The 22877-nt window shown below is 70.4% G+C and carries 22 protein-coding genes and 1 pseudogene; 16 read left to right on the top strand and 7 right to left on the bottom strand.

Annotation, left to right across the window (positions count from 1 at the left end; genetic code table 11):
* Positions 1-232: 232 nt before the first annotated feature.
* The 11 genes from AB0N07_RS11210 to AB0N07_RS11260 all read left to right on the top strand — a co-directional run bounded on the left by AB0N07_RS11210 (position 233) and on the right by AB0N07_RS11260 (position 12556).
* Positions 233-1750 (top strand): sugar ABC transporter ATP-binding protein, encoded by a 1518-nt coding sequence (locus AB0N07_RS11210; RefSeq protein WP_365833971.1) that lies wholly within the window; start codon positions 233-235, stop codon positions 1748-1750.
* A complete protein-coding gene (locus AB0N07_RS11215; protein ID WP_365833972.1) occupies positions 1747-2787 on the top strand; it encodes an ABC transporter permease in 1041 nt (346 codons plus the stop codon). Before AB0N07_RS11210 ends, AB0N07_RS11215 begins: the two co-directional genes overlap by 4 nt.
* The gene (locus tag AB0N07_RS11220; RefSeq protein ID WP_365833973.1) at positions 2780-3772 is read left to right on the top strand and encodes an ABC transporter permease; all 993 of its coding nucleotides are present in this window, start codon (positions 2780-2782) and stop codon (positions 3770-3772) included. Before AB0N07_RS11215 ends, AB0N07_RS11220 begins: the two co-directional genes overlap by 8 nt.
* 30 nt (positions 3773-3802) lie before the next feature.
* Positions 3803-4882, top strand: a complete 1080-nt coding sequence (gene rhaS / locus AB0N07_RS11225; protein ID WP_365833974.1) for a rhamnose ABC transporter substrate-binding protein — start codon at positions 3803-3805, stop codon at positions 4880-4882.
* A 32-nt stretch (positions 4883-4914) separates the two neighbouring features.
* Complete coding sequence (locus AB0N07_RS11230; RefSeq protein WP_365833975.1) at positions 4915-5235, top strand: L-rhamnose mutarotase; 321 nt, start codon at positions 4915-4917, stop codon at positions 5233-5235.
* Positions 5236-5265: 30 nt separating this feature from the next.
* Positions 5266-6678: a BNR repeat-containing protein gene (locus tag AB0N07_RS11235; protein WP_365833976.1), complete on the top strand. Its 1413-nt coding sequence runs from the start codon at positions 5266-5268 to the stop codon at positions 6676-6678.
* 78 nt (positions 6679-6756) lie between these two features.
* Positions 6757-7782 (top strand): LacI family DNA-binding transcriptional regulator, encoded by a 1026-nt coding sequence (locus AB0N07_RS11240; protein ID WP_365833977.1) that lies wholly within the window; start codon positions 6757-6759, stop codon positions 7780-7782.
* A 101-nt stretch (positions 7783-7883) separates the two neighbouring features.
* Positions 7884-9185 carry an alpha/beta fold hydrolase gene (locus tag AB0N07_RS11245; protein WP_365833978.1) on the top strand — a complete coding sequence of 434 codons (1302 nt, stop codon included), beginning with the start codon at positions 7884-7886 and terminating at the stop codon, positions 9183-9185.
* Between the two features lie 45 nt (positions 9186-9230).
* Positions 9231-9974, top strand: coding sequence for a PIG-L deacetylase family protein (locus AB0N07_RS11250; RefSeq protein ID WP_365833979.1), 744 nt, complete (start codon positions 9231-9233; stop codon positions 9972-9974).
* 35 nt (positions 9975-10009) lie between these two features.
* On the top strand, positions 10010-10900 hold the full coding sequence (sigJ, locus tag AB0N07_RS11255) for an RNA polymerase sigma factor SigJ (protein WP_365833980.1): 891 nt from the start codon (positions 10010-10012) through the stop codon (positions 10898-10900).
* A 411-nt stretch (positions 10901-11311) separates the two neighbouring features.
* Complete coding sequence (locus AB0N07_RS11260; RefSeq protein ID WP_365833981.1) at positions 11312-12556, top strand: cytochrome P450; 1245 nt, start codon at positions 11312-11314, stop codon at positions 12554-12556.
* Between the two features lie 138 nt (positions 12557-12694).
* Here the strand turns inward: AB0N07_RS11260 and AB0N07_RS11265 are convergent, their stop codons facing one another.
* Together AB0N07_RS11265 and AB0N07_RS11270 are read right to left on the bottom strand one after the other, a co-directional pair.
* The gene (locus tag AB0N07_RS11265) at positions 12695-13612 is read right to left on the bottom strand and encodes a hypothetical protein (protein ID WP_365833982.1); all 918 of its coding nucleotides are present in this window, start codon (positions 13610-13612) and stop codon (positions 12695-12697) included.
* 95 nt (positions 13613-13707) lie between these two features.
* On the bottom strand, positions 13708-13908 hold the full coding sequence (locus AB0N07_RS11270; RefSeq protein WP_365833983.1) for a DUF5999 family protein: 201 nt from the start codon (positions 13906-13908) through the stop codon (positions 13708-13710).
* A 229-nt stretch (positions 13909-14137) separates the two neighbouring features.
* Here AB0N07_RS11270 and AB0N07_RS11275 point away from each other — a divergent pair, with 229 nt between their 5' ends.
* Positions 14138-14665 (top strand): GIY-YIG nuclease family protein, encoded by a 528-nt coding sequence (locus AB0N07_RS11275; protein ID WP_365833984.1) that lies wholly within the window; start codon positions 14138-14140, stop codon positions 14663-14665.
* Positions 14666-14862: 197 nt separating this feature from the next.
* On the top strand, positions 14863-15642 hold the full coding sequence (locus AB0N07_RS11280; protein WP_365833985.1) for an aminoglycoside phosphotransferase family protein: 780 nt from the start codon (positions 14863-14865) through the stop codon (positions 15640-15642).
* A gap of 13 nt (positions 15643-15655) precedes the next feature.
* Here AB0N07_RS11280 and AB0N07_RS11285 read toward each other — a convergent pair whose 3' ends face one another.
* Positions 15656-16084: a pyridoxamine 5'-phosphate oxidase family protein gene (locus tag AB0N07_RS11285; RefSeq protein WP_365833986.1), complete on the bottom strand. Its 429-nt coding sequence runs from the start codon at positions 16082-16084 to the stop codon at positions 15656-15658.
* Between the two features lie 60 nt (positions 16085-16144).
* Here AB0N07_RS11285 and AB0N07_RS11290 point away from each other — a divergent pair, with 60 nt between their 5' ends.
* Positions 16145-16981, top strand: coding sequence for a pentapeptide repeat-containing protein (locus tag AB0N07_RS11290; protein WP_365833987.1), 837 nt, complete (start codon positions 16145-16147; stop codon positions 16979-16981).
* On the opposite strand, the gene AB0N07_RS11295 is transcribed toward AB0N07_RS11290, so the two are convergent.
* The gene (locus tag AB0N07_RS11295) at positions 16943-18487 is read right to left on the bottom strand and encodes a cytochrome P450 (RefSeq protein ID WP_365833988.1); all 1545 of its coding nucleotides are present in this window, start codon (positions 18485-18487) and stop codon (positions 16943-16945) included. The two genes, AB0N07_RS11290 and AB0N07_RS11295, sit on opposite strands and share 39 nt — an antisense overlap.
* Before the next feature lie 131 nt (positions 18488-18618).
* Between AB0N07_RS11295 and AB0N07_RS11300 the strand changes: the two genes are divergently transcribed.
* Both AB0N07_RS11300 and AB0N07_RS11305 read left to right on the top strand, forming a co-directional pair.
* Entirely contained in the window at positions 18619-19227 is a 609-nt protein-coding gene (locus tag AB0N07_RS11300; RefSeq protein WP_365833989.1) for a TetR/AcrR family transcriptional regulator, read from the top strand.
* A gap of 95 nt (positions 19228-19322) precedes the next feature.
* The gene (locus AB0N07_RS11305) at positions 19323-20048 is read left to right on the top strand and encodes a DUF2470 domain-containing protein (protein WP_365833990.1); all 726 of its coding nucleotides are present in this window, start codon (positions 19323-19325) and stop codon (positions 20046-20048) included.
* On the opposite strand, the gene AB0N07_RS11310 is transcribed toward AB0N07_RS11305, so the two are convergent.
* From AB0N07_RS11310 to AB0N07_RS11320, 3 genes and pseudogenes are all read right to left on the bottom strand, one after another.
* Positions 20016-21257, bottom strand: a complete 1242-nt coding sequence (locus tag AB0N07_RS11310; protein WP_365833991.1) for a lactonase family protein — start codon at positions 21255-21257, stop codon at positions 20016-20018. The genes AB0N07_RS11305 and AB0N07_RS11310 overlap by 33 nt on opposite strands.
* A 113-nt stretch (positions 21258-21370) precedes the next feature.
* Positions 21371-22420 carry a hypothetical protein gene (locus tag AB0N07_RS11315; protein WP_365833992.1) on the bottom strand — a complete coding sequence of 350 codons (1050 nt, stop codon included), beginning with the start codon at positions 22418-22420 and terminating at the stop codon, positions 21371-21373.
* Positions 22421-22473: 53 nt separating this feature from the next.
* A pseudogene (locus AB0N07_RS11320) lies at positions 22474-22758 on the bottom strand (hypothetical protein); the annotation flags it as partial.
* Between the last annotated feature and the right edge of the window lie 119 nt (positions 22759-22877).

Below are 22877 nucleotides of genomic sequence, written 5' to 3' on the forward strand. Positions count from 1 at the left end.
ATGAATCGATTCAGCATGGGAAGCCTAGAGCCCCCCGCAGGAGTGTCAAGCGTTCCGGCAGAGGCTGTTGCCCGTGGCCCGACCGTGACCTTTGGCTCTCGAAGAGCTCTCGAAATTTTTTCGAGTCGACCCCATTGACGTGACATGGCCGACGCGCCTAACGTCCCGGCAACCAAGTTGAAACCTTTCACGACGTCGTGAGCCCCTTGTCGGCGTTGTCGAGGAGCCCCTGATGACCCACCCGTCCGACACGGGTCCGGCCCCGGTACTGGCGCTCGAGGACATCTCGAAGTCCTTCGGCGCGGTGCGCGCCCTGCGAGACGTTTCCCTGGAGTTGTTCCCCGGCGAGGTGCACGCACTCGCCGGAGAGAACGGCGCGGGCAAGTCGACCCTGATCAAGACCCTTGCCGGTGTGCACCGGCCCGACGCCGGCCGGGTGCTGCTCGACGGTGAGACCGTCGTCTTCCACGGGCCCGGCGACGCCCGCGACGCCGGCATCGCCGTCATCTATCAGGAGCCCACGCTCTTTCCCGACCTTTCGATCGCCGAGAACATCTTCATGGGCCGTCAGCCCCGGCGCGCCCTCGGCCGTATCGACCACAGGGCCACCCACGCGGCGACCCTGGCCCTGATGCAGCGTCTCGGCGTCGAACTCGACCCCGACCGCCCGGCCCGCGGCCTGTCCATCGCCGACCAGCAGATCGTCGAGATCGCCAAGGCCCTCTCCTTCGAGGCCCGCGTCCTGATCATGGACGAACCGACCGCCGCCCTCACCGGCAGCGAGGTGGCCCGCCTCTTCGGCGTCGTACGCACCCTGCGCGAACAGGGCGCCGCGGTGCTGTTCATCTCGCACCGGCTGGAGGAGATCTTCGAGATCTGCCGGCGGGTCACCACCCTGCGCGACGGCGCCTGGATCTCCAGCGAGCCGGTCGAGGGCATGACCGAGGACGACCTGGTACGGCGCATGGTCGGCCGCGACCTCGACGAGCTGTACCCCAAGCAGGATGTCGAGCCCGGCCAAGTCGCCCTGAGCGTACGGCGGTTGACCCGTGAGGGCGTCTTCACCGATGTCTCCTTCGAGGTGCGGCACGGCGAGATCGTCGGCCTCGCCGGTCTCGTCGGCGCGGGCCGTACGGAGGTCGCCCGGGCCGTCTTCGGCATCGACCGCTGGGACGCAGGCGAGGTCGAGGTCCAGGGGCGCAAGCTCACCAACGGTGCCCCCTCCACCGCCATGGCTGCCGGGCTGGCCCTCGTCCCCGAGGACCGGCGCGCCCAGGGCCTGGTGATGGACATGTCCATCGAGCGCAACATCGGCCTGACCGGTCTGCGCACAACCGTCCGTGCTGGTCTTGTCGACCGCGGCGCCGAACGCAGCCGTTCCCTCGACTGGGCCGTCAAGCTCCAGGTCAAGTACGCCAGGATCGCCGACACGGTCAACACCCTGTCCGGTGGCAATCAGCAGAAGGTGGTCCTGGCCAAGTGGCTCGCCACCGGCCCGAGGGTGCTGATCGTCGACGAGCCCACCCGAGGCATCGACGTCGGCACCAAGGCCGAGGTGCACAGGCTGCTCAGCGAGCTGGCCGCCGACGGCGTGGCCGTTCTGATGATCTCCTCCGACCTGCCCGAGATCCTCGGCATGGCCGATCGCGTGCTCGTGATGCACGAGGGCCGCCTGACCGCTGAGATCCCACGCGCCGAAGCCACCGAGGAATCCGTGATGGCCGCAGCCACCGGGAGGGCCGCCGCATGACGGTGACCACTCCCGACGAAACCCCCGTCGCCGAGGTGCCCAGGTCCAGCGGGACCCGGCTCGTCGACCGCGTCTTCAAGATGCGCGAACTCGCCATCCTGGTCGTCTTCCTGGTGATGATCGCCATCACGCAGGCGGGCAACAGCCAGTTCCTGTCCGAGCAGGGCATCAAGGACCTGCTGTTGAACGCGACCATCCTGGTGCTGGTCGCCACCGGCCAGTCCCTGGTGGTGATCACGAGGAACGTCGACCTGTCGGTCGGTTCGACCCTGGGCATCAGCGCCTTCGCCGCCGGTGATTTCCTGCACGGCGGCGGCAACTCGCTCGTCGCCATCCTGCTGGCGGTGCTGCTGGGCGTGGGCTTCGGCCTGCTCAACGGCCTGCTCGTCAGCCTCGGCCAGGTGCCCGCCCTCGTCGTCACCCTCGGCACGCTCTACATCATCCGCGGTGTCGACTCCATCTGGGTCGGCTCCCGTCAGATCACGGCGGCCGATCTTCCGGGCGGCTTTGTGGACTTCGGTTCGGGCGGTCTCTCCGCCGTGCCGTGGCTGGCGCTGATCGCCCTGGCGGTACTGGTGGCGACGGCGTACTACCTCAAGCACTTCGGAAGCGGGCGCGAGCTGTACGCCCTCGGCTCCAACCCGGAGGCCGCCCGGCTCGCCGGTATCCCGGTCCGCAAGCGGATCCTGGCCGCGTACACCTTCTGCGGCGGCCTCGCCGGCCTTGCGGGCGCCATGTACCTGGCCCGGTTCGGCAACGTCGACTCCGGGACGGGCAACGGCTACGAACTCACCGTCGTCAGCGCGGTCGTGGTCGGCGGCGTCGTCTTCACCGGCGGCTCCGGCAGTGTCTACGGGGCCGCGCTGGGAGCCCTGCTGCTGACCTCCGTCAACAGCGTGCTGCCCGCCCTCGGCGTCAGCTCCGTGTGGGTGCTCGCCATCAACGGCATCCTGCTCATCCTCGCCATCGCGGTCGACCGGGTCGTCGCGCTGCGCGTGGCCTCCGCCCTGAAGAAGAGGAACGCCCGCCATGCCTGAGTCACTGACGCGCGCGGTCCGCTGGGACACGGTCGTCGGCGCGCTCCTGGTCGTCCTGCTGCTGGTGTCGTTCGGCACGGTCGACGGGTTCGGCAACGCCCTGAACCTGTCGTTCCTGATCGGCAACACCCTGCCGATCGCCCTGATCGCCCTGCCCATGACGTTGCTGGTCGTCTCCGGCGAGATAGACCTGTCCGTCGCCTCGACGGCCGGCCTCTCCGGCGCCGTTATGGGCAAGCTGTGGAACGACGGAATGGCCATCGAGACGATCATCCCGCTGTGCCTGCTGCTGGGCGTGGTCTGCGGGCTCGTCAACGGCCTCCTCGTCACCCGGCTCGGGCTGCCCTCCCTCGCCGTCACCATCGGTACCCTGGCCGCCTACCGTGGCATCGCACAGATCGTGCTCGGCTCCGACGCGGTGACCGACTTCCCCACCCAGTACCTGGACTTCGCGGCCGGACGCATCGGGAACACCTTCATCCCGCAGACCCTCCTGCCCTTCCTGGTACTGGTCGCCGTCGCGATGGTCGTCCTGCACGCCACCCCGTTCGGACGCTCCCTGTTCGCGATCGGCGCGAACGAGGAGGCGGCGCGGTTCGCCGGCATCCGCGTCAAGCGGCACAAGCTGATCCTTTTCACGGTGACGGGGCTGATGGCCTCCCTCACCGGGATCTTCTGGGCGCTGCACTACGCCAGCGCCCGCTACGACAACGCCACCGGTCTCGAACTCTCCGTCGTCGCCGCGGTGTTGCTCGGCGGCATCGACTTCGACGGCGGCAAGGGCACGATCGGCGGTGCGATCGCGGGGGTGTTTCTGCTCGGGGCGCTGCAGAACGTGATGAGTCTGCTCAATGTCTCGGCGCAGTCGCAGATCGTCGTCACCGGCGTTCTGCTCGTCATCTCCGTGCTCGGCCCCCGAGTCGCACGCCAGATCTCCGTCGCGAGGGCAGGACGCAGAGCCGCCGCCTCGACTCCGACGTCGTAAGTCAGCTCTCCCTCGTAAAGGACCTTCACCATGCGCAAGTCATCCCTCCGCCGTGCCTGTGCGGCGCTCGCCGCCGGCACCTCTTTCGCCCTTGCCCTCACCGCTTGTGGTGGCACCACCAAGAACAACTCCAAGAGTGACGACACGGCGGCCACCTCGACCGCCAAGGCCGACCCGGGCGCCGCCCTCAAGAAGGGCCTGACCGTCGGCTTCCTGCCCAAGCAGGTCAACAACCCCTACTTCACCTCCGCTGACAAGGGCGGCGAGCAGGCGCTGACCGAGCTGGGCAGCAAGTACAAGGAGGTCGGCCCCTCCAGCGCCACCGACACCGCCGGCCAGGTCTCCTACGTCAACACGCTCACCCAGCAGCAGGTCAACGCGATGGCCGTGTCCGCGCAGGACCCGGGCGCCCTGTGCACCGCGCTCAAGCAGGCCATGAGGAACAACATCAAGGTCGTCACCTACGACTCCGACACCAAGCCCGACTGCCGCAACGCCTTCGTCTCGCAGGCCTCCGCCGAGGACCTGGGCCGTACCGAGGTGCAGCTGCTCGCCCAGCAGATCGGCTACAAGGGCGAGATCGCGATCCTGTCCGCCGCCCAGACCGCGACGAACCAGAACGTGTGGATCGACTTCATGAAGAAGGAGCTGGCGGACCCGAAGTACAAGAACATCAAGCTGGTCAAGGTCGCCTACGGAAACGACGACGCCCAGCAGTCCTTCCAGCAGACCCAGGGCCTGCTCCAGCAGTATCCGAACCTGAAGGGGATCATCTCCCCGACCACGGTGGGCATCAAGGCGGCCGCCCAGTATCTGTCCGGCTCCAAGTACAAGGGCAAGGTCAAGCTGACCGGCCTCGGCACCCCGAACGACATGCGCAAGTACGTCAAGAACGGCACCGTCGAGGGCTTCGAGCTGTGGGACCCGTCCAAGCTCGGCGACCTGGCCGCCCGCACCGCCGTCGCGCTGGCCTCCGGTCAGATCACCGGGAAGGAGGGCGAGACCTTCAAGGCCGGCAACACCACCTACACCATCGGCAAGGACGGCGTGATCACCTTGGGAAAGCCGACCGTGTTCAACGCCGAGAACATCGACCAGTTCAACTTCTGAGCCCCTTCCACCCCTGCGGGAGCTGGTACTTCATGCAGCGCGTCTGTTTCCTCCTCAAGGTCCGCGAGGACCGGCTCGCCGAGTACCGCGAACGCCATGCCGCCGTGTGGCCGGAGATGCTCGAAGCGCTCTTCGCCACCGGCTGGCACAACTACTCCCTCTTCCTGCGCGACGACGGCCTGCTCGTCGGCTACCTGGAGACCGAGGACTTCGCCGCCGCGATCGCCGGCATGGAGGCCACCGAGGTCAACTCCCGCTGGCAGGCCGAGATGGCGACGCTCTTCGAGTCGCTGGACGGCGCCCGGCCCGACGAGGTAATGAAACCGCTCACCGAAGTTTTCCACCTCGCCTGACGTCCCCTCGCCCCCCTGCTGGAGCCGCTCATGAGAAGACGTACCGTGCTCGCGACCGCCATGCTGACGGCCGTGGCATCGCCGGGCGTCGCACGGGCCGCCGATCCCGGCCCCTCCGTCAGCAAGAAGAGCACCACCCAACTCGACGGTCAGGCCGTCTTCTTCGTCTCCTACGACGGACTGGTCAACAACAACTCGTTCCAGAAGTGCGGCCTGCTCACCTACAAGGGCCACCAGTACGCCGCCTGGTACACCTCCACCGGCAACGCCGTGATCGGCCGTCGCGTGCTCGACGGGAGCAGCTGGTCGACCGTGACGCTGTCCCACGTCCTCAAGACCAGCGACTCCCACAACGTCATCTCCATGGGCGTCTCCAAGGCCGACGGCCGCCTGCACCTCAACATGGACTCCCACAGCGACGGCTACTTCTACGTGAAGTCCGTCGCCGGACTCCTCGACAACCCGGCGACCACGGCCTGGACCTCGTCCGTCTTCGGCGCGGTGCAGACCTCACTCGACGGCCTCGCGCTCACCTCCCGGTTCACCTACCCCCAGTTCATCTCGACCCCCGAGGGCAAGCTGCAGCTCAGCTACCGGGTCGGGATCTCCGGCAACGGCCGCAACGCCCTTGCCGAGTACGACGGTTCGACGTGGACGGCACTGGGGGAGTGGTCCAGCTCCACCGGCACGTACACCAGCTCGCACGGCTCCTCGACCGCCCGCAACATGTATCTGCACGGCATCGACTACGACGCGGGCGGCCGCCTGCACTCCTTCTTCACCTGGCGCGAGCAGAACGCCGCCGTGATGTGCAACAGCGGCGGCATCACCAACCACGACACCGGTTACGTCTACTCCACCGACCGCGGCCGCACCTGGCGCAACGACGTCGGCGCGCTCGTGGCGACGACCGGCAGCTCCGACACGGTGGCCGTCACCGACACCGGACTGGTCGTCGACTCGCTCGGTCCCGACCACTCGCTGATGAACCAGGAAAGCCAGTTCACCGACTCCTCCGGCCTCCCGCACGCCATCATCAGCTACGTCCCCGGCCGCTTCGGCCAGTGCACCACCGACTACGTCGCCGACCGCACCGCGGGCGGCCGCGCCTTCCACCTCCGCAAGAACCCCTCCGGCACCTGGCAGAAGACCGAGATCCCCGTCGCGCTGGGCTCCAGCCAGCGCACCAAGCTGATCCTGGACAAGTACGACAACGCCTACGCGATCTTCCCCTTCGGCCGGATCGCCGGCGCCTCGAAGGCCTCCGGACACACGGACTGGACGCTGCTGTACGACGGCAGCGAACTGAACGCCTTCGGCGAGGTCGTGATCGACGAGCTGCGGGTCGAGGCGGACAACGTCCTGTCGTTCATGTACCAGGAGAGGTCGAGCGGTACGACGCCCTCGGCACTCCACGTCGTCGACTTCGCACTGCCCGCGTGACCGGGCCGGATGCGTCGGACGATGACGGTAATGTGAAGGCATTCCGGCCGAATCACGTCCCCTGGAGGTCCCTGCCCGATGAGCCAGTCGGTGGGTATCAAGGACGTCGCCCGCGCCGCCGGAGTCTCCGTCGGCACGGTGTCGAACGTGATCAACCGTCCGGACACGGTCGCCACGGAGACCCGGGCCCGGGTGCTGTCCGCGATCGACCGGCTCGGCTACGTCCGCAGCGAGTCCGCGCGCCAGCTGCGCGCGGGCCGCAGCCGGATCATGGGGCTGCTGGTCCTGGACATGGGCAACCCGTTCTTCGTGGACGTCGCGCGCGGCGCCGAGCGTGCCGCACGCGACGCCGGGCTCGGCGTCATGGTCTGCAACAGCGCCCAGAGCGCGGGCGAGGAGGCCGAGTACCTCTCCCTCTTCGCCGAGCAGCGGGTGCGCGGCGTGCTGCTGACCCCCGCCGACGCGACCGGCCGCAACATCGAGACGTTCCGGCGGCACAACATCCCCTTCGTCCTCGTCGACCGGGTCGCCGAGGGCACCACCGAGTGCTCCGTCTCCGTCGACGACGTGGCGGGCGGCGCCCTGGCCGTGCGCCACCTCGTCGACGCCGGGCACCGCACCATCGCCTACGTCAGCGGTCCGCCCGGCCTCAACCAGGTCCGCGACCGCCGCACGGGCGCCCTGAACGCCCTCGCCGAGGCCGGCCTGGCACCGGACCGCCTGCGCGAACTGCCCACCGAACGGCTGGACGTGGCCGCCGGACGGGACGCCGGTGCCCGCCTGCTCGGCCTCGCCGACCGCCCCACCGCCGTCTTCTGCGCCAACGACCTCCTCGCCCTCGGCGTCCTGCAGGCCATGTACGCAGCCGGCATAACGGTCCCCGACGACCTCGCCATCGTCGGCTACGACGACATCGAGTTCGCCGCTGCCGCGGCCGTCCCGCTCACCTCGGTACGCCAGCCCGCCGTCACCATGGGCGCCCTGGCCGCCGAGCTGCTGCTGGAGGAGACGGAGGCGGAGACCGCGGCAAGGCGGCACGAGCACCGGCGTGTCGTACTCCAGCCGGAGCTCGTCGTACGACGCTCAAGCCTGTCCGCCCGCTGATCGCCCGGTCAGTAAGTTTTCATGATCCCGGGGGTCCGCCGCCGGCCGAACATGTGGTGAAGTGGGACGCGGCCCGACACCCGTCCGTCCCTGGAGACCCGTTGACCGCCACCTACCGCCAGCCCGGCGTCGTCCTCACCGACCGCCACTTCACCGTTCCCCTCGACCACGACGAGCCGGCGGGGGAGACGATCGAGCTCTACGCCCGTGAAGTCGTCGCGAGCGACAAGACCCAGCAGAACCTGCCCTGGCTCGTGTACCTCCAGGGCGGCCCCGGCTTCGGCGCGAACCGCTTCGTGGGCAGACAGTCCTGGCTTGGCCGCGCCCTCAAGGAGTACCGCGTCCTCCTCCTCGACCAGCGCGGCACCGGCCACTCCACACCCGCCAACCGCCAGACCCTTCCGCTGCGCGGCGGCCCCGCCCGACAGGCCGACTACCTCGCGCACTTCCGGGCCGACGCGATCGTCCGCGACTGCGAGGCGATCCGCGCCCAGGTCACCGGCGGCGCCCGCTGGACGGTCCTCGGCCAGAGCTTCGGCGGCTTCTGCACCGTGAACTACCTCTCCAGCGCCCCCGAAGGCCTGACCGCCGCCGTGATCACCGGCGGCCTGCCCTCCCTCGACGCGCACGCCGACGACGTCTACCGCGCCGCCTACCCCCGCATCGAACGCAAGGTCGCCGCCCACTACGCCCGCTACCCGCAGGACGTCGAGCGGGCCCGTCGTATCGCCGACCACCTCCTCACCCACGAGGTCACCCTCGCGGGCGGCTACCGCCTCACCGCCGAGGCCTTCCAGTCCCTCGGTATCGTCCTCGGCAGCAGTGAGGGCAGCCACCGCCTGCACTACCTCCTGGAACACGCCTTCGTCCGCACCCCGCACGGCCAGGCCCTCTCCGACGCATTCCAGGAACAGACCCAAGGCCTCCTCTCCTACGCGAGCCACCCCCTCTACGCCCTCGTCCACGAGGCGATCTACGGCCAGGACGAACGCCCCACCGCGTGGTCCGCCGAACGCGTCCGCGCCGAGTTCCCGCAGTTCGACGCCGCGAAGACCCTCGCGGGCGACGGCCCGCTCCTGTTCACCGGCGAGTCCGTCCACCCGTGGATGTTCGACTGCGACCCGGCGCTGCGCCCCCTGCGCGAGACCGCCGACCTCCTCGCCGCCCGCACCGACTGGCCACCCCTCTACGACCCCGCCCGCCTCGCCGCCAACGAGGTCCCGGTCGCGGCGGCGATCTACCACGACGACATGTACGTCGACACGGCGCACGCTCTTGAGACGGCACGCACCATCCGCGGCCTGCGGACCTGGGTGACCGACGAGTTCGAGCACGACGGCGTACGGGCCGGAGGGCCGCGGGTGCTGGACCGGCTGCTGGCGCTGACGCGCGACGAGGCATGAGATTTCACCGGGAGTGATGTCGGCGTCACGCACTAGTCTTCGACCATGACCGAGCCGAAGATCACCGAGTTGCGGCCCATGCCCGCCGACTGGCAGCGCGCCCTCGCCGTCGTCGCGCACCCGGACGACCTCGAGTACGGGTGCTCGGCGGCCGTCGCCGCCTGGACCGACGAGGGCCGCGAGGTCGTCTACGTACTGGCCTCGCGCGGTGAGGCGGGTATCGACACCCTTGAGCCCGCGAAGTGCGGTCCGCTGCGCGAGCGGGAGCAGTGGGCGAGCGCGGCGGTGGTGGGGGTGACGCAGGTGGAGTTCCTCGACCACCAGGACGGCGTGATCGAGTACGGCACCGCTCTGCGCCGTGACGTCGCCGCCGCGATCCGCCGCCACCGACCCGAGCTGGTGATCACCATGAACCACCGCGACACCTGGGGCGGGGGCGCCTGGAACACTCCGGACCACGTGGCCGTCGGCCGCGCCGTGCTCGACGCGACGGGCGACGCCGGCAACCGGTGGATCTTCCCCGAACTCGTCGAAGAGGGTCTGGAGCCCTGGAACGGCGTCCGCTGGGTCGCCGTCGCAGGCTCCGCCTCGCCCACGCACGCGGCGGACGCCTCGGCCGGACTGGAGCGCGCGGTGCACTCACTGCTCGAACACCGCAGCTACATCGAGGTGTTGACCGACGAGGACCCGGAGACGTACGCCCGCGGATTCCTGACCGCGAACGCCACGGCGACGGGGGAGCGGTTCGGGGGCCGGCCCTCGGTCGCTTTCGAGGTCTTCAACCGATAGATCACCCGCACGTTCACGACGCACAGGGGGAGCACATGAACGGCACGGACGCACTGGCCGACCGGTTCGAGGAACACCGGGGTCAGCTGAAGGCGGTCGCCTACCGCATGCTCGGTTCGGTCGCCGAGGCGGAGGACGCCGTCCAGGAGAGCTGGCTGAAGCTGAGCCGCTCCGACGTGGACGCCATCCAGAACCTGGGCGGCTGGCTGACCACCGTGGCCGGACGGGTCTGTCTCGACATGCTGCGCTCCCGGGCCTCGCGTCGCGAGGATCCCATCGACGAGACGTTCGTGCCCGATCCCGTGATCAGGCCCCTGGCGCAGATAGACCCCGAGCAGGAGGTCCTGCAGGCCGACTCGGTGGGGCTGGCACTGCTGGTGGTCCTGGAGACCCTGGAACCCGCCGAGCGGCTGGCGTTCGTGCTGCACGACATGTTCGCCGTGCCGTTCGACGACATTGCGCCGATCGTGGAGCGCAGTTCCGCGGCGACGAGACAGCTGGCCAGCCGGGCCCGGCGCCGCGTCCGCGGTGCCACACCGTCCTCGGAGCCCGACCTCGGCAGACAGCGGCAGGTCGTCGAAGCCTTCATGGCGGCCGCCCGAGCCGGTGACTTCGAGGCGCTGGTCGCTGTCCTGCATCCCGACGTGGTGCTGCGGGCCGACTCCGGTGCGCTGGTCGGAGGCGCCGCCGCGTCCAAGACGGTGCGCGGCGCGAAGCCGGTGGCCGAACAGGCGCTGCTGTTCCGGCAGTTCGCGCAGTTCGCGCGGGTGGTGCTGGTCAACGGGGAGATCGGTGTCATCAACGCGCCCGAGGGACGGCCGCTGTCGGTGATGGGCGTCACCGTCGCCGACGGCCGGATCGTGGCCCTGCACATCCTGGCCGACCCGGAACGGCTCGCCCGCCTGGACCTCGGCGCGTTCGACTGAAAGTCAGGCGGTCACGGCCCGCGGACGCAGATGCGCTTCGGGTCCACGACCCGCCCGCCGGCCGGCCGCGCTCTACCAGGAGCGCCGGGAGGCAGAAGCCTGCCCAGCGTGACCATCGCCCGTACGACCATCGGGGCGGCCACGCGCATCGGTGTGCGGCCGGCCGCCGCCTCCGTGGCCCTCGCCGCTCTGCTGCTGGTCAGTCCACCGACCGGGATGCCGGTTGGCCCTGCGGGAGTCGGCCGCCGGTGTCGCGCTCGGAGCCCTCATCGGCTTCGGCGCCTCCCGGACGACCGGTGTGTTCGGCTTCACCGAACGCGGGTTGCATCCACCACGGCGCTCTCGCCCGGCGACGCTACGGCGAAGTAGCGTAACGCTTCGTATCGGCGTTCGAGATTCTGTGAGGCTGCGATGGAACATCCCGACCCCTTAGTGATCGACCCGACCGGTCGCGACATTCACGGCGAAGCCGCCCGTATCCGCGATCGCGGACCGGTGACCTTGGTCGAACTCCCCGACGGGGTCGCGGCATGGGCCGTCAGCTCCCCCGATCTGCTCAGGCGCCTGCTGACCGACCCGCGCGTCTCCAAGGACCCGCGCCGCCACTGGACCCGCTGGATCAACGGCGAAATCGCCCCGGAATGGCCGCTGTTCACGTGGGTCGCGGTGCAGAACATGTTCACCGCGTACGGCGGCGAGCACAAACGCCTGCGGGCCCTGGTCTCCAAGGCGTTCACCGCACGCCGCACCGCCGCGCTCCGGCCTCGTGTCGAAGAGATCACCAAGAACCTGCTGGACCGGGTCGAGCAGGCCGGACAGGACGGGCGGGTCGTCGATCTGCGCGACGGGTTCTGCTACCCGTTGCCGATCCAGGTCATCAGCGAACTGTTCGGCCTGCCCGAGGACCAGGGCGCAGAGCTACGGGCCGTCGTGGACGGCATCTTCCACACCTCCGCCACACCGGAGGAGGTCACCGACATCTACACGCGGTTCTACGCGGCGCTCGCCGAACTCGTCGCTGCCAAAAGGGAGTCACCCGGCGACGACCTGACGTCCGCCCTCATCGCGTCGCGGCACGACGAGGGCGGCAGCCGCCTCAGCGAGCAGGAACTCCTCGACACCCTGGTGCTCATGGTCAGCGCTGGCCACGAAACCACGGTCAACCTCATCGACAACGCCATTCACGCACTGCTCACCCACCCCGACCAACTCGCCCTCGTCCGCAGCGGCCACGCCTCCTGGGACGACGTGATCGAGGAGACGCTGCGTGTCGAAGCGCCGGTCGCCAGCCTGCCGCTGCGATACGCCGTGGAGGATCTGGCGATGAACGAGTTCGGCGGTCCCGAAGGAGTCGTGATCGGCAAGGGCGAGGCCATCCTGGCCGCGTACGCCGCAGCCGGACGCCACCCCGGCAAGTACGGCCTCGACGCGGACCGCTTCGATGTCACCCGCTTCGACAAGGAGCACCTGGCCTTCGGCCACGGCGTGCACTTCTGCCTGGGTGCCCCGCTGGGGCGGCTGGAGGCGCGGCTCGCGCTGCCGGCGCTCTTCGAGCGTTTCCCGGATCTGCAACTCGCGGTGCCGCAGGACGAGTTGGAGCCGGTGGATTCCTTCATCTCCAACGGTCACCGCTCCCTCCCGGTACGCCTTCGCTGAGCACCCCCAACACGACGGAGAGGACGGCCGGCGCCCGGTGGAACCGGTCGGCCGGACCAGGCATGCGGGCCCGCACTCCACGCCAAGTGGGGCGTGGGCCCGCACGTTGATCGGTGCTGTGGGAGGAAGGGCCGGGCCCTAACCGACCAGGCGGCGGCGCCAGTCCAAAGGGGTGACGGTGATGGCCCGGCCGGGGTCGCCGTCCCACTCGGTGTGGAGGCCGACTGCTTCGAGGGCAACCACGACCTCGCGGCCGATTCCCGCAGTGGTCTCGGACGAGTCGTCGAAGCCGCCGTAGAGGAGCATCAGTCCGTGGCCCGCGGCGGCGGAGTCCGTGCACTGGGTGTGGAAGTAGACGAAACCACGGGCGTCGGGCCGGCCTTCGCCGCCGATCTCGGACTGGCCGCAACTGCGGCAACAGGTGAAGTTCTCGCGGGCAGTGATCCCCGCCTCCTGCAGGGCGGTGAACGCGCGGGTGAGTCGCTCAGGGTCGGTCTCGCCCTGCCATGCAGCTTGCTCCGCGACCCGCTCCAGCCACAACCGGTCGGCCAGCGCCTCCGATTGCTCGCGCGAAACCGGCCGACGGTCCTCGGTGACCAGGTACTCCTCAGCGATCTCGGCCAGTTCGGCGCGGGAGGCGTACCCGCCGACCAGCACCTCTCGGACGTGCTTCTCCAACTCCATGCGCTCGCTTTCGGCGAGGTCGAGCGGCGGCACTGCGCGGGTGGGGCCCATGTCCAGCAGCGACCAAGCCGGACCACCGTCCCAGCCGGTCTCCTGGCGGGCCCAGCCGGTAATCGCCGTGATCACGGCTTCGGGCGCGTCAACCAGCGCCTGGACGTGCCGGTCGGCGGCGCCGTCTCGGTGTTCCAGCGTGTAGTCGGCACCGGTCTCGTGCCAGACCTGGGCGAAGACGTCAGGCAGGTCGGGTATCCGTTGGATCACCAGGAAGCGGTCACCGGCACCACCGATTCTCCGGACCAGCCCGGCCAGCTCAGCGGCGGACACGCGGACGTACCGCTCCTGGTTCTCGGTCTTCACCACGATCTCGAGCATGCGCAGACTCTGACACATCCCTCTCGCCACAGAAGACGAAGCGCAGGTTTCGACAAGACGGTCTGTCAGCGCAGGAACGATCACTCGACTGAGAATCAGGCGGCCACGGCCAGCGGACGCGGGATGCGCTGCGGGTTCACGACCCGCCCGTCCGGCAGCAGTTCACCGGTGTCGTCAAACACGATCGTCCCGTTGCACAGCAGGCTCCAGCCCTGTTCGGGATGGGCCGACACGGTCACGGCGCTGTGGTGATCCGGGTTGTCTACGGTGGGGCACGGTGGTCGGTGACTGCACATGGTCTCTCTCCTCGGTTCGTCTGGCTCCCGCCTTAAGTGGGCTCGTATCTGTGATAGCCGAGCTTGTTTTCCGTTGAATGAGGAGACCCCCACAGCGCCGGAAACTCATCGGTGAGGTTCGGTTTCCGCACGCCGACTTCGGTGGGGTCCGCAACAGAGCCTCTGTCACACCCGCATGGCAGCGTGGGACATGGACAAACGGTGCCCGTCGAGCAGAAGGGGCCGCGTCATGGCCGACGTCGATTCGCAGTTCCTGCGTGGCCTGTTCGACGGGGAGGGCAGTCTGCACACCGCGGGCCGCACAGCGCTGTACCGGCTGTACGGTCTGGAAGGCCTGCTGTACGTCGGCATCTCGATCTCCCCGCTCACCCGAGTGCGCACGCACCTGCGGGAGCAGCCATGGGCGCCGCAGGTCGTCGGGATACGGATCGGGTACCCGGACGACCCGGAGGCAGCCGAACGCGAGGCCGTCTGGACCGAACGCCCCAAGTACAACGTGACCTTCAACGGCCGGACCCCGCCCGCCCCACCCGACCGGGCAGCACGCCTCAAGACCGAACTCGCCCTCGAACGGCGACGTTTGGAGGAGCTCGAACCGACCGTGCCCGAGTCGTCGGCTCACCTACGGCTCACAGCCCGCGGAATCAAGGCGAAACAGGCGAAGATCGCGAAGCTGGTCGAGAACATCGAGAAGGTCGAGAACACCGGCGCCGCACGTCACCCGGCCCCGAACCGGAGCAAGCGGGCGGGGTCATGACCGCCGCTCACCGAAGCCGTGTTCCGCAAGGAGCAATGCAGTTGCTGCACGGCCTGCCGGGTCGCCCCGAGGGCCGACCCGATGTCCGTCCACGCCACGCCGGGCATCCGGCAGTGCTCCAGATAGTCTTCGACCAAGTCATCTGTTGCTGATCACCGGGCGAGCCCTCGCCCCACGGGAGTTGAGGAGAGGTTTCAGTGCACGAGGACGAACAGCCGCTGTCCGGCGGGAACGTCAGCGACGGTGTCGTCCGCATTGGCGATACCGTCCGCCGGCCCGCCGGGCCTTGGACGCCCGCCGTGCACTCCCTGCTCACGCACCTGTACGAGGCCGGCTTCCGGGCGGCCCCGCGACCCCTCGGGATCGACGACAAGGGGCGCGAGGTATTGACCTTCGTACCGGGCGGTGTGATCTGGCCCGACAGGTTCGCGCTGGTGAAGCCGGCGGCGGGACTGGTTCGCGTGGCCCGGCTGATCCGGGACTTCCACGACGCCGTGAAGGACTTCACGCCGCCGGCCGACGCCCGCTGGCAGGTGCTCGTTCCCGCGGAGGGCGCCGACATCATCGCCCACCAGGACCTGGCGCCGTGGAACCTCGTGGTCGGTGGCGACGACGAGTGGGCCTTCATCGACTGGGACACGGCCGCCCCCGGCTCCCGCCTCTGGGACGTCGCCTACGCCATCCGCGGCTTCGTGCCCCTGTCCGCTCATCCCGACTGGCAAAGCCCCGACGCCGCCGGCCGTCTGCGCCTCTTCGCCGACGCCTACGGACTCGACGAGACCGAACGGCGCGCCCTCGTACCGATGCTGGGACGCCGTACCCGAGCCATGCACGACTTCCTCAGGGATCAGGCGGACCGGGGCAACCAGCCGTGGACGAGACTCTGGGCGGAAGGCCACGGCGAGGCGTGGCGTGGGGATGCCGAGTACATCGAAGAGCGGCAGGAGCAGTGGGAGCAGGCGCTGCTGTCCGGCTGACGGCAGCGGCTCGTCATCCGGTCGTGCCCAGGTCCGCGGCGAACCAGTGCTCCGGCCGCATACGCACCACGACGTGATCGGCGAGTTCGGCCCCGGCGAAAGCCACGAACTCGTCGAGTGCCGCCCCCGACAGATAGCGCCCGGCCATCTCACGGTGGAGCGCGCCGCTTCCCTCGGCCACCTCGGCGACCGGTCCTTCGACGGACACGTATCGGGTCGTCGGCTGCGTGCGCTGGACCATCAGACTGAAGCGGCCCGCGGCTCTGATCAGGGTCATCTTCCGGGAGTCCGCGCCGGTGAGGATCCACGGCAGACCGCCGCGCTCGTAGGCGTACCAGATCGGCACCACCAACGGCCCCCGGTCGTCACCGGCGGCGACACCCAGCGCGGCCACCTGCGGCTCAGCAAGGAAACCTTCCCGTTCTTCGCGTGAAAGCGCCATACGACGACTGTACGTACGGCTGCCGACGGCGCCCCGGCGCACCCCGATAGGCTTGGCGTCATGCCAGATCAGACAGCCGACCGGGCCGAGCTGCGCGGCGACTGCGAGCGTTGCTTCGGCCTCTGCTGTGTCGCCCTGCCGTTCGCCGCCTCCGCCGACTTCGCGATCGACAAGAAGGCCGGCACGCCCTGCCGGAACCTGCGGGAGGACCACCGCTGCGGCATCCACGCCCGGCTGCGGCAGCAGGGCTTCAGCGGCTGCACGGTCTACGACTGCTTCGGCGCGGGCCAGCAGGTCTCGCAGGCCACCTTCGGCGGACAGGACTGGCGCACGACCTCACGGGCGGACGCCCGGCGCATGTTCGACGTGTTCCCGGTCGTACGGCAGCTGCACGAACTGCTCTGGTACCTCACCGAGGCCCTGGCCCTGCCCCCGGCGCGCCCTGTCCACGCCGAGCTGCGCCGCGCCCTGCAGAAGACCGAGGAGCTCACCCGCCAGACCCCCGAGCAGCTGGGCGCGTTGGACGTGGGCGCGCACCGGCAGGACGTCAACGTGCTCCTGCTGAAGACCAGCGAGCTGGTGCGGGCCGGTGCCGGCGCCCGCGGCCGCAAGGGGGACCGCCGCGGTGCCGACCTGATGGGCGCCCGCCTCAAGGGCGCCGACCTGCGCGGTGCCAACCTCCGCGGCGCCTACCTCATAGCCGCCGACCTGACCGGAGCCGACCTGCGCGGCGCGGACATGATCGGCGCCGACCTGCGCGACGCCGATCTCAGCGACGCCGACCTGACCGGCGCCTTCTTCCTCACCCAGCCCCAGCTCAACGCCGCCCGCGGCAACGCCGGCACCCGACTGCCTGACTCAGTCACCCGCCCCGTGCACTGGACAGCGCAGCTCTGACGGAGCCCCGTCCAGGGCGTCCGCCGGGGAAACCCCGGCGGTGACAATGCGCCGCTCCAGGTGCAGCCGCAGCCCCTGCGGCATCAGGGTGAGCCGCTCGGTCACCCGCAGCCGGTAGTCCGGGTCGGGCCGCAGCTCGTAGCGGCGCAGCAGCAGACCGAGCACCAGCGTGGCCTCGTGCAGCGCGAACTGCCGCCCGATGCACGCCCGCGCCCCCGTCCCGAACGGCTTGAAGGTGTGCGGGGCCCGGGACCGTACGGCCTTCGGGTCGAAGCGGTCCGGATCGAACCGCTCGGCGTCGCTGCCCCACACCTGCGGGTCGCGGTGCAGCATCGCGGTGAGGACCAGCGCCCAGGCCCCGCGCCGCATCGGATGGTCCCCGGCGAGCACCGTGTCCTCGCGGGCCTCCCTTGCGAAGGCCGGCGCCGTCGGCCACATCCGCAGCGCCTCGTCCAGCACCCGCCGCACATACCGCAGCTTGGCCACCTGGTCGTAGCCGGGCACCGCCGCATCGCCCCAGACGGCGTCCACCTCGGCCCTGGCACGGGCCGCGATCTCGGGGTGCCGGGAGAGGTAGTGCAGGGCGAAGGAGAGCGCGCCCGACGTCGTCTCGTGGCCGGCCACCAGGAAGGTGATGACCTGGCGGCGCACGTTCTCGGGGGACAGCCGCTCCCCGGTCTCGGGGTGGGCGGTCTCCAGCATCCGGTCCAGCAGATCCCCGTCGCCGTCCTCGCCGGATGCGCGACGGGCCCGGACCAGGTCGTCGACCGTGCGGTTGAGATACGCGATGTCGGCCTCGTTGCGGCGCGAGGCAGCCCGCAGAAGGAACGGCGCCAGCGGCGAGGGCACCGTGTTCAGACGCTGGGCATACGTGAGTGTGCCCACCATCGCGGTCACGAACGGATGCAGCCGGGGCCGCTCGAAGGAACCGAAGTCGTGCCCGAATCCGGTGCGAGCGATCGTCTCCAGCGTCAGCTTGGTCATGTCCCCGGGCACGTCCACCGCCCGGCCCGCCGTCAGCTCGCGGTCCCAGTGGTCGGTGAGCCGCCCGGCCACCGCCAGCATCATCGGGTGGTAGCCCTCCATGGCCTCCCGGCTGAAGCCCGGGGCCAGGACGTCGTGCGCCAGCTGCCAGTTCGGCTCGTGGTTGTACGCCGTGAACAGCGCGTCCCCGACGACCGGCCGCAGATTGGCGACCCCGAGGCCGACGTGCTTGGCGAAGCGCGACTCGTCCGCCATGTCGGCCGCAGGATCGGCGCCCCACACGAACACGAACTCCTTGCCGAACGCCTTGCGCCGGAAGATCGGCCCGAGCTGCCGTGCGTAGCGCATGGAGTCCTGGACGGGCGCGCGCCGGTCGGCGCCGAGCACATCGCCGAGCAGGGGGAGTCGGTTCGGGGGATGCGGGATGCGGTGCAGCTCGGGCCAGCCCTGTTCGGCGCCCCGGAACCCCTTGGGAAGCGTGGCCTGTGTCTCCGGCCGGGCCCCTGACGTCGTCTCCGCCATGACGCGTTCTCCCTTGAATCAGCGGCAGGTCGAGCTGTTGTACAACTGTCCAGAGGGTTTGTTGTACGTGGGTTCAATAGCGGGCTCCAGTCTGATCCCGCTGTTGAACCGGCGTCAAGTAAAGTGCGGGCATGGCCGCCAACCAGGGCGAGCGCACGCGCCGCCGGCTCAGCACCGAGGAGCGCCGGGAGCAGTTGCTGGCAGTGGGGGCGCGGCTGTTCTCGGAGAGTCCGTACGACGAGGTGTGGATCGAACAGGTCGCCGAGATCGCCGGTGTCTCGCGCGGCCTGCTGTACCACTACTTCCCGACCAAGCGGGACTTCTTCGCCGCGGTCGTCGAGCGGCAGAGCGAACGCATGCTGCAGATGACGGCGGCCGTGCCCGGAGTCCCGGCGCGGGAGCAGCTCGCCGCCGGACTCGACATCTTCCTGGAGTACGTCCACACCCACGCGCACGGCTTCCGCGCCTTCCATCGCGCCGACGCGGCGGGGGACCAGGCCATCCGCCGGGTCTACCAGCGGGCACTGGCCGCACAGGAGCGGCAGATCCTGGCGACGCTCGCCGCCGACCCCGAACTCGGCCCGGTCGCACAGCAGCGCCCCGACCTCAAGCTGGCCGTCCGCGGCTGGCTGGCCTTCACCACGGCCGTCTGCCTGGAGTGGCTGCGGGGTTCGGAACTGACCCGGCAGCAGGTGCGCGACCTGTGCGCCCGGGCGTTGCTGGGAGTCATCGCCCCCTGAGGCCGACCGCTCAAGCCACCCCGTGGCTGGCGTCGTGGTTGGCGTACACCCCGATCTTCGATAGGTTAGGCAAGGCTTACCTAAGGAGATTTGGGATGGGTGACAGCCCCAACTGGACGGCCGCGCCTGCCGCGGCCGAACGGGCCCGGTCGGTACTCGCCGCCGCCTGGTCCTGCGCCGTGACCGCGGACGGCGGTCGCGAGGAGTTCGTCGGCGCGCACGGCGTGGACGAGGACGGCCGCGTGCTGCTGCACGTGCCCGAGGACAGCGCCCTGCTCGCGGCCGCGATCTGCGCGCCCCGCGGAGAACCCCATGCGGTGCTGGAGTTCGCCGACGTCGCACCCGTCCCGGTGCGCCACCGCATCCGCGCCCGGCTCTGGCTCGCCGGGCACTTCCTCCCCGAGGACGGCCACCTGGCGTTCCGGCCGACCCGGATCGTGCTGCGGCAGTCGTCCGGCGCGGTGGTCGTCGACCTGGACGAGTTCGCTGCCGCGCAACCCGACCCGCTCGCCCTCGCCGAGGCGCACCTGCTGACCCACCTCGCCGACTGCCACCCCGACGCCGTCGAGCGGCTCACCCGGCTCGTCGACCGCGCCAGTCTGCACGGCGCGGTCCGCGTCCGGCCCGTCGCCGTCGACCGGCACGGACTGACGCTGCGCATCGAGCGCAACCGCGCCCACGGCGACGTACGACTGCCCTTCCATACGCCCGCCGACGACGTGGGTGAGCTCACGGAACGCATGCACGTCCTGCTCGCGCAGGCCAGTGCCGCCTCCTGCTCGCGCGCCCTACAGCGGCAGCGCGCAGACGGCGACGGGTGAGGCGAACGGCTCGCCCGCGAGCCGCAGGTCACCGCTCTCGCCGTCGACGTGGAAGACACTGACCGTGCCGGACTTCTGGTTCGCCGCGAACAGCAGACTCCCGTCGGGCGAGAAGGCGATCTGGCGCGGGAAGTCACCCGAGACCGGAACCGTGCCGAGCAGTCGCAGCCGGGCGCCGTCCGCCTCGACGGCGTAGCGCGCGAGGCTGTTGTCGCCGCGGTTGGCGAGATAGGCGTAGGAGCCGTTCGCGGTCACCACGAACTGTGCCGGGTAATTGGTGCCCGGGCCGGAGCCCGTGGACTGGGGCTCGCCGATCGTCAGCCGTCCGGTGGCGGGCTCGTACGCGCAGACCGCGACCGTGTTGTCGACCTCGTTGGCCAGATAGGCGTGCCGTCCGCCGGGATGGAAGGTGAGGTGGCGCGGACCCGCGCCCGGCCGGGTGTGCGCCTGCGCGACCTCGGTGAGGGTGCCCCGGCGCTCGTCCAGGCGGTAGGTGTAGACGGTGTCCGTGCCCAGGTCGACGGCGAGCACATGGCCGCCGTCGGGGCTGGTGATGAACTGGTGGGCGTGCGGGCCCTGTTGGCCCGGCCCGGGGGACGGAGTCGAGTGCGTGACCACGTCCGTGCGCTCGCCCAGTGCGCCCGACTTGTCGATCGGGTGCACGGACACGCTGCCCGACGTGTAGTTGGCGCTCAGCAGCCAGCTGCCGCCCGGGTGCACGGAGAGGTGGCAGGGGCCCGCCCCGCCGGTGGCGCGTGCGCCAAGGATCTTGCGGTCGGCGAGACGTACGGCGGTCACGGCGCCGTGGTCGTGCTCGTTCACCGTGTACAGCGTGCGGCGGTCCGGGTGCAGCGCAAGATACGACGGGTTGACGATGCCCGTCAGGGTTCCGGTGCCGGTGATGCGGCCGGAGCCGGGGTCGTACGTGGCGAGTCCGACGCCCGTGCCGCCGCCCTCGACCGTGGTGTAGGTGCCCAGGTGGAGCGGCTGAGGGCCGGCGGGCTTTTCGGCCGGGTGCCGGGCGGTGGACTCGGCGGAGGGCTGTTCGGCGGCGGGCGCCGCCCGGTCGCGGGTCGTGGTGGTGTGGGCGGCCGAGTCCTTGGGCGGCGCGGGAGCCGGCAGTGCCGTCACCGCGGCCGCTCCGGCGAGCGCACCGACGAAGCGGCGCCTCCTCCAGCCGCCACCCGCCGCTCCTGTCCCACTGCCCATGTCCACACCTCAGGTGGTCGCTCGCCTCGTTCGCCGACAAGCCACCATGACCCGTGCCGACCGGTGGGCGCAAGAACGGCAACGGGCGTTGCGTAGGGTGCAATGCTGCGGTTCTACCAGTCGCCGTCCTCCACCGGCTTGCCCGGTGCGTCCTTCAGCGGCTTGACCTGCTGCGGCGCGGGATCCTGCCAGGGTTCGTGGTCCTCGCCGAGCCAGTCGCCGACCGGCTTCACGCCCTCCAGCGTGTCCGTGGGGGAGAGATCCTCCGCGTCCTGGTCGTAGTAGTCGTACCAGGGCAGTCCGGCCCGGGTGTACTCCGCACGGTTCACGGGCGACGGCGGGGGAGCCTCGCCGGTGATGCGGCGCCACTCCGGAGGCGTCACGAGGTGCACGAACACCGGGCCGGCGGGTTGCTCGGCCCAGTCCTCGACCGGCCGGTCGTCCCGGTAGACCTCCTGCCGCATCGAACCGCCGACACCGAGCCCCATGGCCGCGGCGGGACGCGCACCGCCCGCCGGAGCCGCCACCGGCACCGGGCCGCCCGGCGCGGCCGCCGCCATGGGCAGCGCCGCCCCGTAGCCACCGGCCGCCATGCTCGTCCGCCGCAGCTCGGAGCGGCGCCGCTCCTCCTCGCGCCACTCGGCGAGCTTGGCCTCGCGGAGCGGGAAGGACTGCAGCTGGACGCCGCCCCAGGTCTCCTCGCCCGTGACCTGGCCCTCGACGGTCGCCCCCAGGCCCAGCGGCACCGCCACGAACTGGCGAACGGTGCCCTTCCCGGAGTTGATGCCGTCCAGCCAGGGCTGGCGGGGCAGCACCAGGTAGTTCTGCGGTTTCCTGGACAGCCGGTCGCTCCACGGCTTCCCCGAGACAGCGCACACCTTGCCGACCCCCACCTGCAGCGCGGCCGGCTCCACGGTCCCCCCGAAGCTCAGCCACATCGCCTCGCGCAGATACACCGGCAGCATCACACCGCCCCGCGCACGCCACTGCTCGGGCACCGTGTCCGGGAAGTCCGCGACCCGGCGCACCGGGAACTCGCCCAGTCCCGGCGGCAGTGGGTGGGTGCCCGTCTCCGGCAGCCGCAGGGTGCGCACGAACCGCACCGCCACACCGCCCGGCAACCGCAGGGTGTTCCCGTCGATCCGCACGCCCTGGTCCGTCATCCGCCGCCCCTTTGCTTTCCGGCCCCGGACGCGTAGGCCGCTCCGGTGGTGCGTCACCCGGAACGACGCCCGGGGCCGTCGGGGATCCTGCGCAGCACCTCCGGAACCCGCAGCCGCTCGGAATCGCGCAGGCTCTCCCGCAGCCTGGTCAGCCGCGGCATCCGCTCGCGCTGTTCGCGGGAGTTGCGGTCCAGCTCCTCGAAGAGGCGGCGCGAGCGGTGCTCGGTGTCCATCTCGTCGAGGATGCGATTGACCTCGGTCAGCACGGCGCCGTACAGCTGCCAGTTGCGGGCGTCGTGCTGGACCTCCTCGAGCAGCAGCTGGGCCAGCTTGTCGCGGGGGGGCGGGGCCGGCCGCACCGCCGCCGCCCCCCCCCACCCCCCCCCCCCGGCGCGGCCACCGCCCGGGGTGGTGGGCCGTTACGCCACACAAACCAAGGCCGCGGGCGTCTCCCCCA

This window comes from Streptomyces sp. NPDC051172, assembly GCF_040682555.1.
Taxonomy (GTDB): domain Bacteria; phylum Actinomycetota; class Actinomycetes; order Streptomycetales; family Streptomycetaceae; genus Streptomyces.

Bases quoted from the DNA above. Each gene is read 5' to 3' on its own strand.
- AB0N07_RS11210 (WP_365833971.1), top strand. From the start codon at position 233: ATGACCCACCCGTCCGACACGGGTCCGGCCCCGGTACTGGCGCTCGAG.
- AB0N07_RS11215 (WP_365833972.1), top strand. From the start codon at position 1,747: ATGACGGTGACCACTCCCGACGAAACCCCCGTCGCCGAGGTGCCCAGG.
- AB0N07_RS11220 (WP_365833973.1), top strand. From the start codon at position 2,780: ATGCCTGAGTCACTGACGCGCGCGGTCCGCTGGGACACGGTCGTCGGC.
- rhaS (WP_365833974.1), top strand. From the start codon at position 3,803: ATGCGCAAGTCATCCCTCCGCCGTGCCTGTGCGGCGCTCGCCGCCGGC.
- AB0N07_RS11230 (WP_365833975.1), top strand. From the start codon at position 4,915: ATGCAGCGCGTCTGTTTCCTCCTCAAGGTCCGCGAGGACCGGCTCGCC.
- AB0N07_RS11235 (WP_365833976.1), top strand. From the start codon at position 5,266: ATGAGAAGACGTACCGTGCTCGCGACCGCCATGCTGACGGCCGTGGCA.
- AB0N07_RS11240 (WP_365833977.1), top strand. From the start codon at position 6,757: ATGAGCCAGTCGGTGGGTATCAAGGACGTCGCCCGCGCCGCCGGAGTC.
- AB0N07_RS11250 (WP_365833979.1), top strand. From the start codon at position 9,231: ATGACCGAGCCGAAGATCACCGAGTTGCGGCCCATGCCCGCCGACTGG.
- sigJ (WP_365833980.1), top strand. From the start codon at position 10,010: ATGAACGGCACGGACGCACTGGCCGACCGGTTCGAGGAACACCGGGGT.
- AB0N07_RS11260 (WP_365833981.1), top strand. From the start codon at position 11,312: ATGGAACATCCCGACCCCTTAGTGATCGACCCGACCGGTCGCGACATT.
- AB0N07_RS11265 (WP_365833982.1), bottom strand. From the start codon at position 13,612: ATGCTCGAGATCGTGGTGAAGACCGAGAACCAGGAGCGGTACGTCCGC.
- AB0N07_RS11270 (WP_365833983.1), bottom strand. From the start codon at position 13,908: ATGTGCAGTCACCGACCACCGTGCCCCACCGTAGACAACCCGGATCAC.
- AB0N07_RS11275 (WP_365833984.1), top strand. From the start codon at position 14,138: ATGGCCGACGTCGATTCGCAGTTCCTGCGTGGCCTGTTCGACGGGGAG.
- AB0N07_RS11285 (WP_365833986.1), bottom strand. From the start codon at position 16,084: ATGGCGCTTTCACGCGAAGAACGGGAAGGTTTCCTTGCTGAGCCGCAG.
- AB0N07_RS11290 (WP_365833987.1), top strand. From the start codon at position 16,145: ATGCCAGATCAGACAGCCGACCGGGCCGAGCTGCGCGGCGACTGCGAG.
- AB0N07_RS11295 (WP_365833988.1), bottom strand. From the start codon at position 18,487: ATGGCGGAGACGACGTCAGGGGCCCGGCCGGAGACACAGGCCACGCTT.
- AB0N07_RS11300 (WP_365833989.1), top strand. From the start codon at position 18,619: ATGGCCGCCAACCAGGGCGAGCGCACGCGCCGCCGGCTCAGCACCGAG.
- AB0N07_RS11305 (WP_365833990.1), top strand. From the start codon at position 19,323: ATGGGTGACAGCCCCAACTGGACGGCCGCGCCTGCCGCGGCCGAACGG.
- AB0N07_RS11310 (WP_365833991.1), bottom strand. From the start codon at position 21,257: ATGGGCAGTGGGACAGGAGCGGCGGGTGGCGGCTGGAGGAGGCGCCGC.
- AB0N07_RS11315 (WP_365833992.1), bottom strand. From the start codon at position 22,420: ATGACGGACCAGGGCGTGCGGATCGACGGGAACACCCTGCGGTTGCCG.